The sequence below is a fragment of the Hydrogenophaga sp. SL48 genome, from assembly GCF_021729865.1.
In the GTDB taxonomy this organism is placed as follows: domain Bacteria; phylum Pseudomonadota; class Gammaproteobacteria; order Burkholderiales; family Burkholderiaceae_C; genus Hydrogenophaga.
Genome location: NZ_CP063400.1, coordinates 5,062,831 through 5,074,832 on the forward strand (window position 1 = coordinate 5,062,831; position 12,002 = coordinate 5,074,832).

12 protein-coding genes are annotated in these 12,002 nt (G+C 70.2%); 8 read left to right on the top strand and 4 right to left on the bottom strand.

Annotation, left to right across the window (positions count from 1 at the left end; translation table 11 throughout):
• Positions 1 to 74 precede the first annotated feature (74 nt).
• Complete coding sequence (locus IM738_RS24100; RefSeq protein WP_236963545.1) at positions 75 to 632, top strand: hypothetical protein; 558 nt, start codon at positions 75 to 77, stop codon at positions 630 to 632.
• A gap of 95 nt (positions 633 to 727) precedes the next feature.
• Here the strand turns inward: IM738_RS24100 and IM738_RS24105 are convergent, their stop codons facing one another.
• Positions 728 to 1,510: a class II glutamine amidotransferase gene (locus IM738_RS24105; protein WP_236963546.1), complete on the bottom strand. Its 783-nt coding sequence runs from the start codon at positions 1,508 to 1,510 to the stop codon at positions 728 to 730.
• 112 nt (positions 1,511 to 1,622) lie between these two features.
• Here IM738_RS24105 and IM738_RS24110 point away from each other — a divergent pair, with 112 nt between their 5' ends.
• A complete protein-coding gene (locus IM738_RS24110) occupies positions 1,623 to 2,786 on the top strand; it encodes a zinc-binding metallopeptidase family protein (RefSeq protein ID WP_236963547.1) in 1,164 nt (387 codons plus the stop codon).
• Positions 2,787 to 2,792: 6 nt separating this feature from the next.
• Here IM738_RS24110 and IM738_RS24115 read toward each other — a convergent pair whose 3' ends face one another.
• The gene (locus IM738_RS24115; RefSeq protein ID WP_236963548.1) at positions 2,793 to 4,277 is read right to left on the bottom strand and encodes an MFS transporter; all 1,485 of its coding nucleotides are present in this window, start codon (positions 4,275 to 4,277) and stop codon (positions 2,793 to 2,795) included.
• Between the two features lie 158 nt (positions 4,278 to 4,435).
• On the opposite strand from IM738_RS24115, the gene IM738_RS24120 reads away from it, so the two are divergent.
• The 4 genes from IM738_RS24120 to IM738_RS24135 all read left to right on the top strand — a co-directional run bounded on the left by IM738_RS24120 (position 4,436) and on the right by IM738_RS24135 (position 9,172).
• A complete protein-coding gene (locus IM738_RS24120) occupies positions 4,436 to 5,095 on the top strand; it encodes a response regulator (protein ID WP_236963549.1) in 660 nt (219 codons plus the stop codon).
• A gap of 214 nt (positions 5,096 to 5,309) precedes the next feature.
• On the top strand, positions 5,310 to 6,635 hold the full coding sequence (locus tag IM738_RS24125; RefSeq protein WP_236963550.1) for an ATP-binding protein: 1,326 nt from the start codon (positions 5,310 to 5,312) through the stop codon (positions 6,633 to 6,635).
• A 699-nt stretch (positions 6,636 to 7,334) separates the two neighbouring features.
• On the top strand, positions 7,335 to 8,837 hold the full coding sequence (locus tag IM738_RS24130) for a DegQ family serine endoprotease (protein WP_236963551.1): 1,503 nt from the start codon (positions 7,335 to 7,337) through the stop codon (positions 8,835 to 8,837).
• Positions 8,834 to 9,172, top strand: coding sequence for a hypothetical protein (locus tag IM738_RS24135; protein WP_236963552.1), 339 nt, complete (start codon positions 8,834 to 8,836; stop codon positions 9,170 to 9,172). Before IM738_RS24130 ends, IM738_RS24135 begins: the two co-directional genes overlap by 4 nt.
• 108 nt (positions 9,173 to 9,280) lie before the next feature.
• Here the strand turns inward: IM738_RS24135 and IM738_RS24140 are convergent, their stop codons facing one another.
• Positions 9,281 to 9,517, bottom strand: coding sequence for a hypothetical protein (locus IM738_RS24140; RefSeq protein WP_236963553.1), 237 nt, complete (start codon positions 9,515 to 9,517; stop codon positions 9,281 to 9,283).
• On the bottom strand, positions 9,514 to 9,753 hold the full coding sequence (locus tag IM738_RS24145) for a cysteine-rich CWC family protein (protein WP_236963554.1): 240 nt from the start codon (positions 9,751 to 9,753) through the stop codon (positions 9,514 to 9,516). Before IM738_RS24145 ends, IM738_RS24140 begins: the two co-directional genes overlap by 4 nt.
• A gap of 60 nt (positions 9,754 to 9,813) precedes the next feature.
• Between IM738_RS24145 and IM738_RS24150 the strand changes: the two genes are divergently transcribed.
• Complete coding sequence (locus IM738_RS24150) at positions 9,814 to 10,524, top strand: c-type cytochrome (protein WP_442908465.1); 711 nt, start codon at positions 9,814 to 9,816, stop codon at positions 10,522 to 10,524.
• Positions 10,525 to 10,651: 127 nt separating this feature from the next.
• Complete coding sequence (locus tag IM738_RS24155; RefSeq protein WP_236963555.1) at positions 10,652 to 11,956, top strand: cytochrome c; 1,305 nt, start codon at positions 10,652 to 10,654, stop codon at positions 11,954 to 11,956.
• The last annotated feature ends 46 nt before the right edge of the window (positions 11,957 to 12,002 follow it).

Sequence of the window (12,002 nt, forward strand, 5' to 3'; positions counted from 1 at the left end):
CCCGCCTTGTGGTGTTCGCCGGGCTGCGGTACAAGCAATAGGGTGGGGGGTTCCCCACTTTTTTGTGACCTCCCATGCTCGATACCCTGGACCTGACCACGACCATCTTTGCCAAAACCGCTCTCGGTCAACAGGAGATCCAGACCCGTTCGCTGGGCCTGTCGCCGCTGGTGCGCCGCACGCTGGTGCTGACCGACGGCAAGCGCACGGGCAGCGAGCTGGGCGTTTTCCTGTCGGGCAGCGCCGACATCGTCGATGTGCTCGGTCAGCTGCTCGCGCTCGACTGTGTGGAGGCCGTGGAACCCGTGCAGGGGTCGGCCATCGAACCGTCGACCAGGGCCAAGAGCGATCACACGGCCGTGGCGGCCGTCGCGGAGGCACTCGCCGGTCTGCCGCCCGCCGATGCGCGCGAAGCGAAAGACAATGAAATGGCGCGCAACTTCATGGTCAATTCGGTCAATTCCATCATTGGCCAGAACATGCGCATCACGCTGGTGAGCGACATCTCCCGTGCCCAGACCACGGGGCAGTTGCGCGAGGTCTACCTCGCCTGGGAGAGCAGCATGTCGAACCACAGCATGGGCGCCAAGCGCCTGCCGGAGCTGCGCGAAAAGCTGTTCAAGGTGCTCTGAGCACGCCCCCGCCGGGGCGGTGCTTCAGTGGGCCGCTGCCCGGGAAAACAGCTTGAGCACGACCACGCCGGCCATGACCTGGGGAAGCCGGGCGTTCATGCCGCGCTCCGCTCCACCTCCACCGGCAACCCGTCCACGAACACCTTGAGTTCACCCGGTTCAAACGCTGTCCACTGCTCGTTGCGGGTCAGTGGCGTGGTCACGATCACGGCCGCGCGGTCGCCGGGCTGGTTGAGGTCGGCGAAGTTCACCGTCCAGTCGTGGTCCATCAGCGTGGCCTGTGCAAATGGGTGCTGGCGCACCAGGTAGTGCAGCTTGGTGCTGCAGTGCGCCCACATGGCTTCGCCGTTGGAGAGCAGGAAGTTGGCGGTGCCGAACGCGGTGATCTGCGGGATCAGCTCGCGCAGCGTGTGCGTGAGTTCGGCGACGCTGGGCAGGCTGGCGTGTGATTTGGCCAGCTCCTGCATCAGCCAGCAAAACGCGCGCTCGCTGTCGGTGGTGCCCACCGGGTGGAACGCGCCATGCAGCTTGGGGAAATAGTCTTTCAGGTCGCCGTTGTGGGCGAACACCCAGTGCCGGCCCCACAGCTCGCGCGTGAAGGGATGGGCGTTCTCCAGCATCACCTCGCCGATGGTCGCCTTGCGCACGTGGGCCAGGATGTTCTTGCTCTTGAGCGGGTAGCTGCGCAGGAACTCGGCCATGCGGGAATTGGCCGCGCTGTCGTGGTCGATGAAGAGGCGCAGCCCGCGGCCTTCGAAGAAGGCGATGCCCCAGCCGTCGGCATGGTGGTCGGTGGCGCCACCGCGCTGGCAGAAGCCGGTGAAACTGAACGAGGCGTCGGTGGGTGTGGCGCAGTTGAGGCCGAGCAGTTGGCACATGGACATCATCTTGTCACAACCTCGGCCCCGAAATCGCGGGATTTGGGCCGACCCGCGCCCCGGAGACCGCTTTTGGGACGAACATGCGGGCATTGTTCTCACCTCAGGCCCCATGACCCCTCCGGCTTCCCCTGCCTTGCGCCTGCACCCCAGCACCGCGCGGGCCTACCGCTGCACCTGCGGCGCCCAGGTTTTTTTCCGCAACAACACCTGCCTGCAGTGTGGGCGGGCGCTGGGCTTCGACCCCTGGCTGGGCCAGGTGCTGGCCATCGAGCCCGATGCCGAACCCGGGGTGTGGTGCGCGGTCACGCAGCCGAGCTCAGGGAATGGGGACGCTCCCCAGCAGCGCTACCGGCGATGCGCCCAGATCGACACGCCCGCCCTGTGCAACTGGCTGGTGCGCGACAACGGCTCGGCAGAGGGTGCCGCCGCGGTTTTCTCCTGCGTGGCCTGCCGGCTCAACCGCGTCATCCCGGATCTCGGTCTCGACCAGAACCACGAACCCTGGCGCAAGGTCGAGCTGGCGCGGCGGCGCCTGGTGTCGCAGCTGATCGGGCTCGGCCTGCCGGTGGAACCGCCGTCGCAGGACGGCGGTCCGGGTGGGCTGGTGTTCGACACCCTGGCGTCGCTTCCGGGGCAGGCGCCGGTGTTGACGGGGCACGCCCAGGGCGTGATCACCCTGAACCTGGCCGAGGCCGACGACGCCTACCGCGAGCAGGTCCGCAGCCAGATGCGCGAGCCCTACCGGACGCTGCTCGGGCACTACCGCCACGAGGTGGGGCACCATTTCTGGGACCGTCTGATCCGCGACGACCCTTGTCTGCAGGGGTTTCGCAAGCTGTTCGGTGACGAGCGGCAAGACTACGTCGGCGCGCTGAACGCGCACTACCAGCAAGGGGCGCCAACCGGCTGGGCCAGCGCCTACATTTCGAGCTACGCCAGCGCCCACCCGTGGGAAGACTGGGCCGAGACCTGGGCGCACTACCTGCACATGCGCGACACGCTGGACACGGCGGTGAGCTTCGGCATGGCACCGGACGAGGTCGACGTGGACGCCTTGCACTACCTGCCTTCGGTGCTGCAGGAAGAACCCGCGCCCGAGTTTGATGTGTTTCTCGCCATGCTCAACGCCTGGACCCGGCTGACGGCCGTGCTCAACGAGCTGTCGCGCAGCATGGGGCTGCCCGATTTTTACCCGTTCGTGTTGTCGGACACGGTGGTCCGCAAGCTGTATTTCGTGCACGGGCGGGTCGAGCCCTTCGAGCGCACGACCTGACCCGCGTCAGCGTTCCTCGCGCACCCGCCAGGCCGCGATCAGCGCGAGCGCGCAGATGCAGGCCAGCATCAGGAAGGTCTCGTCAAAGGCCGCGATGCGGGCCTGGATGTCGCCCGGGGTCGTCAGCACCACGCCGTGCGCGGCCAGCCGCCACTCCAGCACGATGCCGCACAGGCTCACGCCCGCCGCGCCGCCGAGCATGCGCAGGAAGTTGATGACGCTCGACCCCTGCGGAATCAGGCCTTGCTCCAGCCCGCGCATGGCGCCGATGTTGAGCGAGGGCAGGATGAAGCCCAGCCCGATGCGCCCGAGAATGGCCCAGGTCACCAGCAAGGAGATGACCTGCGTGGGGCGGCCGGGGTCGATGGTGACCATGAGCGCGAACGACGCGGTCAGCAGCACCAGCCCGATGCTCACCAGCCGGTGCGTGGGCTGGCGGTCGGTCAGGCGGCCGACGATGGCGATGGTCACGGCCAGCACCATCCCGGCCGGCAGCAGGATGCTGCCCACGTAGGACGGCGAGAGCCCCAGCCCCATCTGCATGTAGACCGGCAGCAGGTAGGTCGAGCCGAACAGCGCGATGCCGTAGATGAAAGCGACGATGCTGCCCATCGCAAAGCGCCGGTCGGCGAACAGCGAGAGGTTCATCAGCGGGTCCACACCCTGGTCCGGGTGGCGCCGCCGGGCCTTGAGCGTGCGCCGTTGCAGCCACACGAACAGCAGCAGCGAAACGGCGGCCGACCCCAGCAGGCTGGCGGCGCCCGCGGGCGTGCCGCCTTGCAGCGCCACCAGGCCGTTGAGCAGGCACAGCGTGCCGACCGCCGCCAGCAGCAGGCCGCGCCAGTCAAGCGCCGAGCCCTGGGGGTTGGCCGCCCCGCCGCCGGGCGAAGTGATGGGTACGAATCGCCGGGCCAGGTACAGCGAGGCCAGGCAGAACGGCACCACCATGAAGAAAATGGATCGCCAGCCGAACCCGTCGACCAGCAGGCCGCCGATGGACGGCCCGATGGCGGGTGCCAGCACCACGCCCATGCCGAAGATGCCGCTGGCGCGGCCCTGCTCGTTCGGTTCGAAGGCGCGCAGGATGATGATGGCCGGGATGGGCTGCACCACACCTGCCGCCAGGCCCTCGGCCACGCGCGCGGCCAGCACCAGCGGGAAGTCATTGGCGAAGCCGCCGGCGATGCCACCCGCCAGCAGCAGCCACATGCAGCCCGAGTAGGTGTGCCGGTAGCCGTAGCGCGCGAGCAGCCAGGGCGTGGTCAGCATCGACACCGTCATCGCAACCATGAACCCCGAGGTGACCCACTGCGCGCGCTCCTGGCCCAGCGTGAAGTGCTGGCTCATGTCGGGGATGGCCACATTGATGATGGTGGACGACATGATCGAGGCCATGGTGCCGACCATCACCGAGAGCAGCAGCAGCCAGCGGTAGCGCTCGCCGTAGCGTGCGCGAAGGGCAGGGAGGGAGTGGTCGGGGGGCTGGGTCATGGCGCGGGGCTGAAGATGCCGCAACGATAACCGCGCGGGCAGGGTTTGACGTGGGGCGTGGCCAGCGAATTGCCTAAGAGTCACCTAAGAAAAGCGCAGGGCGCGCTGGCAGAATGACCCGGAGGGCGGCGAAGCCCTCCCCACGGAAAGAACCCTCCATGCGACTGCTGCTGGTTGAAGACGACACCATGATCGGCGAGTCCGTGCTCGATCTGCTGCGCGCCGAACACTACGCGGTGGACTGGGTGAAGGACGGCGACATGGCCGACGCGGCGCTCGCCACCCAGGACTACGACCTGCTGCTGCTCGACCTGGGCCTGCCCAAGCGCGACGGCCTCTCCGTGCTGCGGGCGCTGCGCGCGCGCAAGAACCGCCTGCCGGTGCTGATCGCCACCGCGCGCGACTCGGTGCAGCAGCGCATCGAGGGGCTGGACGCCGGCGCCGACGACTACGTGCTCAAGCCCTATGACCTGGACGAGCTGCTCGCGCGCATCCGCGCCCTGCTGCGCCGCGCCGCCGGGCGCGCCGAGCCGGTGTACGAGCACCAGGGCGTGAGCATCGACCCGGCCACGCGCGAGGTCACGGTGAACGGCCAGCCGGTGGTGCTGTCGGCGCGCGAATGGGCGGTGCTCGAACCCCTGCTCGCGCGGCCCGGCCGGGTGCTCTCTCGGGCGCAGCTGGAAGAGAAGCTCTACAGCTGGAAAGACGAGGTCAGCTCCAATGCGGTCGAGGTCTACATCCACGGCCTGCGCAGGAAGCTCGGGCCGGACATCATCCAGAACGTGCGCGGTGTGGGCTATCTGGTGCCGAAGATATGACGGCCCCCTGCGCCGCTTCGGCTCGCCTTGCAGGCCGCGTCATCGTCAGAGCCGATGCCTCTTCGGGCTGTCCAAGCCTGCGCAGGCAGGCTCGGAGCCGCGGCCCTCAGCCCCCCCGGGGGACGGTGCCTGTGGCCCGGCAAAGCCGGTTCCACGGCACTTCTGGGCGAGGGCACATCGCGCCGGATGGTGCTCATGAACATGGGGTCTTCCGATGACTTCCTTGCGCGCCCGGCTGCTGGTCTTCGTTCTGCTGGCGATCCTGGCCACGGCGGTGTTGCAGGCGGCGCTGGCCTACCGGGCGGCGCGCGCCGAGGCCGACCAGATCTTCGATTACCACATGCAGCAGACCGCGCTGTCGCTGCGCGCCGGCCTGCCACAGGCGCTGGCGACCGGCGTGATCCCGCTGCCCGCCGAGGAGCAGGACTTCGACTTCGTGCTGCAGATCTGGACGCTGGACGGTGTGCGGGTGTTCGAGTCGGCCGCGCGCGCCGAGCTGCCGCAGCGCGCGGTGATCGGGTTTGACGACGTGGGCGCGCACGGCACGCGCTACCGCGTGTACTCGCTGCAGGCGCGCAGTTTCGTGATCCAGGTCGCGCAGGACATGTCGGTGCGCCAGCGCATGGCGGGTTCGCTGGCGCTGCGCACGGCGCTGCCCATCCTGCTGCTGGCGCCGCTGCTCATGGGGCTGGTGGGCTGGGTCGTCAGCCGCTCGCTGGCGCCCGTCGCGCGCGTGCAGCGCCAGGTGGCCGAGCGCCAGGCCGACGACCTGACCGAGGTCGCCGAGACCGGTCTGCCCGACGAGGTGCGCCCGCTGGTGCACGAATTCAACGGCCTGCTGCGCCGTGTGGCCCTGGCGTTTGACGCGCAGCAGCGTTTCGTGGCCGACGCCGCGCACGAGCTGCGCTCGCCGCTGGCCGCGCTCAAGCTGCAGGTGCAGGGCCTGCAGCGCGCGCCCGACGACGCCACGCGCGAGCGCGCGCTGGAGCGCCTGGGTGCGGGCATCGACCGCGCCACACGGCTGATCGAACAACTGTTGGTGCTGGCGCGCCAGCAGGCCCGCGCGGCGTCGGGCGAACGGAGCGAGCCCGTGGCGCTGGACGAACTGGTGCGCCTGGCCGTGGCCGATGTGGCGCCCGCGGCCCAGGCGCGTCGCATCGACATGGGTCTCGTCCGGGCCGACGCCGCGCGGGTGAGTGGGCACGCCGAGGCGTTGCGCATCCTCGTGCGCAACCTGCTGGAGAACGCCGTCAAGTACACGCCCGAAGGCGGGCGGATTGATGTGTCGCTGCGGGCCGATGCGGACACCTTGGCGCTCGGCGTGGAAGACAGCGGGCCGGGCATTCCCGAGGCCGAACGCGAGCGCGTGCTGGACCGTTTTGTCCGCCTGCCCGATGCACCTTCGTCGGGCAGCGGCCTGGGCCTGGCCATCGTCAAGGCGGTGGCCGATCTGCACGGTGCCACGCTTCGGCTGGACGCTTCGCCGTCGCTGGGTGGTTTGCGTGTGCAGGTGGTGTTTCATCCTGGGGCGAACAGGTAGGCTGCGGTGTATTTCGTTCGTGGCACCTCGCGTGCCAAGGCGTGCGCGCTCGGGCCGCAGCGCTTGAGTGAGGCGGCCGGCGCTTCGCACCGACTGCCCTGCGATGCTCGCGGCCGTGGCCCCGTCGCCAAACTCGCTGCGTTCACTTCGCTCTCTCCGCTCAGACATGGCGACGAATCAGTTGACGAAGCGCGCTGCGCGCGCGGCCACGGCCCCTGCGCTTCTCGGCGCCTCACAAGGCGCGCTGCGGCCGGAGCGCACACGCCTTGGCAAACAATGGTGTTGGCGCGCCACCGGTAGAGTGCTCATCGCTTCATGCTGCGGCAGGCGCTGTCCGGAGGGAGCGATTTTCCGGGGTGGCTGTGTGCGCCCGTCTGGGGCCGGGCGCGCCAGTGCGCGCCTCAAAGACTGGCTCGCGGCCACTGTTTGAGCAGAGAGAGCGCAGCGAAAGGCGCGAGTTTGGCCGCGCCGGCCCCAGACGGGCGGACACAGCGAAGTCGGCGCAGCCGACCACCCCGGATGAGCCCCCGCCGGGCAGCGCCTGCCGCAGCACGCGAGGTGCTTCTACAGGGAGGCGGTGCCTGAGCACGTCAGATGGACGACAAGACAAAACCCGCCAGCCGTGTTGCTTAAGCCCGGTCTAAGTGTTTGCTCCGACAGTGACGCCATCGCCAACCCATGGCTTCACAAGGAGCACACATGAACACCCGCACCCTCTCTCCCACCCGCCTCGTCCTCGCCCTGCTCACCGCCGGCTTGCTCGGCGGCGCCGGGGCCACCTACATGGCTGGCGGCCCCGCACGGGCGGCAGCGTCGGCCAGCGCACCGGCCACGGCCAGCGTGGCCCAGCCGGCCAGCCTGCAGGGCGCGCCCGATTTTTCTCGCATCACCGAACGCTATGGGCCGGCCGTGGTCAACATCAGTGTCAGCGGCGTGCGCAAGGCGTCCGCCGAGGGCGAAGAGGCCGCCGCAGCACAGGGTCTGCCACCCGGCATCGACCCGAACGATCCGTTCTTTGAGTTTTTCCGCCGCTTCCAGGGCCAGGGTGGTGGCATGCGAGGCCAGCGTGACACCCCGGTGCGTGGCCAGGGCTCGGGCTTCGTCGTCAGTGCCGACGGCCTGATCCTCACCAACGCCCACGTCGTGCGCGACGCCAGCGAGGTCATCGTCAAGCTCACCGACCGGCGCGAGTTCAAGGCCAAGGTGCTGGGCTCGGACCCCAAGACCGACGTGGCCGTGTTGAAGATCGACGCCAAGGACCTGCCCACCGTGCCGCTGGGCAGTGCGCGCGACCTCAAGGTGGGCGAGTGGGTGCTGGCCATCGGCTCGCCCTTCGGCTTCGAGAACAGCGTGAGCGCCGGCGTGGTCAGCGCCAAGGGCCGCTCGCTGCCCGACGACAGCTTCGTGCCCTTCCTGCAGACCGACGTGGCGGTCAACCCTGGCAACTCGGGCGGCCCGCTGTTCAACAGCCGTGGCGAGGTGGTGGGCATCAACTCGCAGATCTACAGTCAGTCCGGTGGTTACCAGGGCCTGTCGTTCGCCATCCCCATCGACCTCGCCAGCCAGGTGAAGGACCAGATCGTGGCCACCGGCAAGGCCAGCCACGCGCGTCTGGGCGTGTCGGTGCAGGAGGTGAACCAGACCCTGGCCGACTCGTTCAAGCTCGACCGGCCCGAAGGCGCGCTGGTCTCCAGCGTCGAACCGGGCGGGCCTGCCGACAAGGCGGGGCTGAAGTCGGGCGACGTGATCCGCCAGGTGAACGGCCAGCGCATCGTGGCCTCGGGCGACCTGCCGGCGCTGATCGGCCAGTCCACCCCGGGCAGCCAGGTGTCGCTGGAGGTCTGGCGCCAGGGTCGGACCGAGACGCTCTCCGCGAAGCTGGGCGACGCCAGCGACAAGAAGGCCGCGGTGGCGCAGGCCGACAGCGGCGTGGGCCAGGGCCGGCTCGGTCTGGCGCTGCGCCCGCTGCAACCACAGGAGAAGCGCGAGGCCGGGGTCGGCTCGGGCCTGGTGGTGGAGGACGTGGGCGGGCCGGCGGCGCTGGCCGGCGTGCAGCCGGGTGACCTGCTGATGGCGGTCAACGGCACGCCGGTGCAGAGCGTGGATCAGGTCCGGGCGGCGGTGGCGAAGTCGGCCAAGTCGGTGGCGCTGCTGATCCGGCGCGACGGCGACACCATCTTCGTGCCGGTGCGCCTCGGATGAGGGTCGCATCGCGCGCGGAGGGCAGCGCTGGCGAGGCTCGGCGCGCCAGCGGGCTGTCGGCCCACATCCTGCCGACCTCGGCCACCATGATCGGGGTCTGCCTGACGGCGCTCTACATCAGCCTGCTCAGCCCCTTCAGCGCCGGGCGGGTGGTGGTCGACAAACTGCTGGCGGTGGACGCGCTGGTGTTCCTCGTCAGTGCGGTGCTCTCGTTCGCCTCGATGCGCGTGCACGACGGCGGTTCACGTTTCGAGGCCTGGGGCGAAAACGTGTTCATCGGCGCGCTGGGCTTGCTGGCCCTGGGCGCCCTGGTGCTGGCGTTTGCGGTGAATTAGGGAGCACCCCCGCCGCGCTGCGGCCTGCAAGGCGCACTGGCCGTCCGTCCTGAGCTTGTCGAAGGGCGGCGCGGCGGTGCCCTGCGCTGCTTCGTGCGAGCGTGGTTCTCAGCCTCGGCTGCGTCGGGCGTTGCGCCAGAGGCGCACCGCCAGCAGCGCCAGCGGCACGGTGTGCAGCAGCAGGTCGAAGATGTCGATGGGTTGCACCAGCGTGCCCGCGCTGAGCATGCGCAGCTTCTCGATCAGGTGCGGCTCGGGCACGATCGGCGCCACCGCCAGCCAGAGCGCCAGGGCGATCAGCAATGCCAGAGGGAAACGGTCGAGCCAGGCCAGCAGGGTGTTCATGGGGTGACGGGTGTGTTGAAGCGGGCGAGGCAGCTTGCGCAGATGCAGGCCTGGCCCTGGGCCGCTTCGGGCAGGCGCGCCAGCAGGTCGGGGCTGAAGGTTTCGGTGACGCACCAGCACGGCGGCTGGGGTTCACCCTTGGCCTTCTGAACCTCCATCGCGCAGCGGTTGTCGCCGCCGCACAGCGGGCAGCGGGTCGGGTCGGCGGTGGTGTGGGGCAAGGGGCTGGTCTGCATGGAAAAGGCGGAATCTGGTCAGTGTATGGGCCCGGCGCCTGTGGTACTTTCAAAGCGCCCATGCCCCTCCTTCGAACCCCCATTGTCCTCGTCCTCGCGGCCCTGCTCTGGCACGGCGCCGTGATCGCCGCCGAGCCGCAACGCACCGTGCCCGACACCCTGGCACAGCGCACCATGGCCTGCACCCTGTGCCACGGCAAAGAGGGCCGCGCCACCAACGCCGGCTACTTCCCGCGCATCGCGGGCAAGCCGGCGGGTTACCTCTACAACCAGCTCACGCACTTCCGCGACGGCCGGCGCCAAAACCCCGGCATGGCCAACCTGCTCGACCACCTGTCCGACGCCTATTTGCTCGACATCGCCAACCACTTCGCCAGCCTTGATCTGCCGTACCCGCCGCCGCAGACGGTCAACGCGCCGCGTGATCAGCTCGCGCGCGCCGAGGCGCTGATCCGGCGCGGCGACCCCGCGCGCCAGCTGCCCGCCTGCGCCGGTTGCCACGGCGACGCGCTCACCGGCATGAAGCCCGCCATCCCCGGCCTGCTCGGCCTGCCGCGCGACTACCTGATCGGGCAGCTCGGCGCCTGGCAGACCGGCCTGCGCCACGCGCACGCGCCCGATTGCATGGCGCAGATCGCGAAGCGCCTGACGCCCGACGACGTTGGCGCGCTCGCCACCTGGCTCTCGGCGCAACCGCTGCCCGCCGACACCCACGCCGTTGCGCCGTCGGCCCAGCCCTTGCCCCTGCGTTGCGGGAGTGCGGCGAAATGAGCGGGCGCCGGGCCGCTCCCAAGCCCGCTCGCACCGAAGCCCGCAGGGCGGAGGCATTCGAATGCTGCGGGCGCCGGGCCGCTCCCAAGCCCGCTCGCACCGAAGCCCGCAGGGCGGAGGTACGCCGATGAGCGATGTGAACCACACGGCGGTGCACCGCCTGCTTGCCATCGCGTTGGGTGCGACCGTGCTGCTGTTGATCGCGCTCGCGGTGCTGATCGGGAGGCAACTCAGCGTGGAGGCCTTGCCGCCACTGACCGTCCAGCCCGCGCCCGCCGACCCGGCGCTGGTCGCGCGCGGTGCCTACCTCGCGCGGGCCGGCAACTGCGCCGCCTGCCACACCGCGCGCGGTGGTGAGCCCTACGCGGGTGGGCGCGGCATCGAGACGCCCTTCGGCACCGTGTTCGCGGGCAACCTCACGCCCGACGCCACCGGCCTGGCAGCCTGGAGCGCCGACGCCTTCTGGCGCGCCATGCAGCACGGTGTGTCTCGCGACGGCCGCCTGCTCTACCCCGCGTTCCCCTACGAGAGCTTCTCGCGCATCACCCGCGACGACAGCGACGCGCTCTACGCCTTCCTGCGCAGCCTGCCGCCGGTCGCGCAGGCCAACCGGCCGCACGCGCTGCGCTTCCCCTACAGCACGCAGGCCGCGCTCGCGGTCTGGCGCGAGCTGTACTTTCAGCCCGCCGCGTTCCAGTCCGACACATCGCAGAGCGCCGAGTGGAACCGGGGTGCCTACCTCGTGCAGGGCCTGGGCCACTGCGCCGCCTGCCACTCGCCGCGCGACGCGCTGGGCGGGGTGGGCAGCGCCCGTGCCCTGGACGGCGGCCTCATGCCCGGTCGCAGTTGGTACGCGCCCTCGCTGCGCGCCGCGCACGAGGCTGGGCCGTCGGCGACACCCGGCGCCTCCACCGTGGAGCTGCTGAAAACCGGTGTCACCGCCGGCGCCTCGGCCATGGGGCCGATGGCCGAGGTGGTGTTCAACAGCACCCAGTACCTGAACGATGCCGACCTGGGCGCCATCGGCCAATACCTCGCGGCCCAGGCCGTGCCCGTGGCGCCGCCACCGGCCGCCCCCGCCGCGCCATCGGCCCAGCTCGAACTGGGCGAGAAGGTCTACAAGCAGCACTGCCTGGACTGCCACGGCGAACAGGGCCAGGGCGCGGCGCGCGAGGGTGGCCGCGCCATGGCCTATCCCCCGCTCGCGGGCAACCGCGCGGTGCAACTGGCCTCACCGGTCAACGCGGTGCAGGCCGTGCTCGGTGGTGGCTTCGCGCCCGCCACCGCCGGCCACCCCCAGCCCTACGGCATGCCGCCGTTCCGCACCCTGCTGAACGACACCGAGATCGCCGCCGTGACCAGCTTCATCCGCCAGCGCTGGGGCCACCAGGCCAGCGCCGTGACCCCGCTGGACGTGCAGGGCATCCGCTGACCGCCGCGCAGGCCTTGACGCCTGCGTGACGCGGGCGGCCGGCAGT

Bases quoted from the DNA above. Each gene is read 5' to 3' on its own strand.
- IM738_RS24120 (WP_236963549.1), top strand. From the start codon at position 4,436: ATGCGACTGCTGCTGGTTGAAGACGACACCATGATCGGCGAGTCCGTG.
- IM738_RS24135 (WP_236963552.1), top strand. From the start codon at position 8,834: ATGAGGGTCGCATCGCGCGCGGAGGGCAGCGCTGGCGAGGCTCGGCGC.
- IM738_RS24110 (WP_236963547.1), top strand. From the start codon at position 1,623: ATGACCCCTCCGGCTTCCCCTGCCTTGCGCCTGCACCCCAGCACCGCG.
- IM738_RS24145 (WP_236963554.1), bottom strand. From the start codon at position 9,753: ATGCAGACCAGCCCCTTGCCCCACACCACCGCCGACCCGACCCGCTGC.
- IM738_RS24115 (WP_236963548.1), bottom strand. From the start codon at position 4,277: ATGACCCAGCCCCCCGACCACTCCCTCCCTGCCCTTCGCGCACGCTAC.
- IM738_RS24105 (WP_236963546.1), bottom strand. From the start codon at position 1,510: ATGTGCCAACTGCTCGGCCTCAACTGCGCCACACCCACCGACGCCTCG.
- IM738_RS24100 (WP_236963545.1), top strand. From the start codon at position 75: ATGCTCGATACCCTGGACCTGACCACGACCATCTTTGCCAAAACCGCT.
- IM738_RS24140 (WP_236963553.1), bottom strand. From the start codon at position 9,517: ATGAACACCCTGCTGGCCTGGCTCGACCGTTTCCCTCTGGCATTGCTG.
- IM738_RS24150 (WP_442908465.1), top strand. From the start codon at position 9,814: ATGCCCCTCCTTCGAACCCCCATTGTCCTCGTCCTCGCGGCCCTGCTC.
- IM738_RS24155 (WP_236963555.1), top strand. From the start codon at position 10,652: ATGAGCGATGTGAACCACACGGCGGTGCACCGCCTGCTTGCCATCGCG.
- IM738_RS24125 (WP_236963550.1), top strand. From the start codon at position 5,310: ATGACTTCCTTGCGCGCCCGGCTGCTGGTCTTCGTTCTGCTGGCGATC.
- IM738_RS24130 (WP_236963551.1), top strand. From the start codon at position 7,335: ATGAACACCCGCACCCTCTCTCCCACCCGCCTCGTCCTCGCCCTGCTC.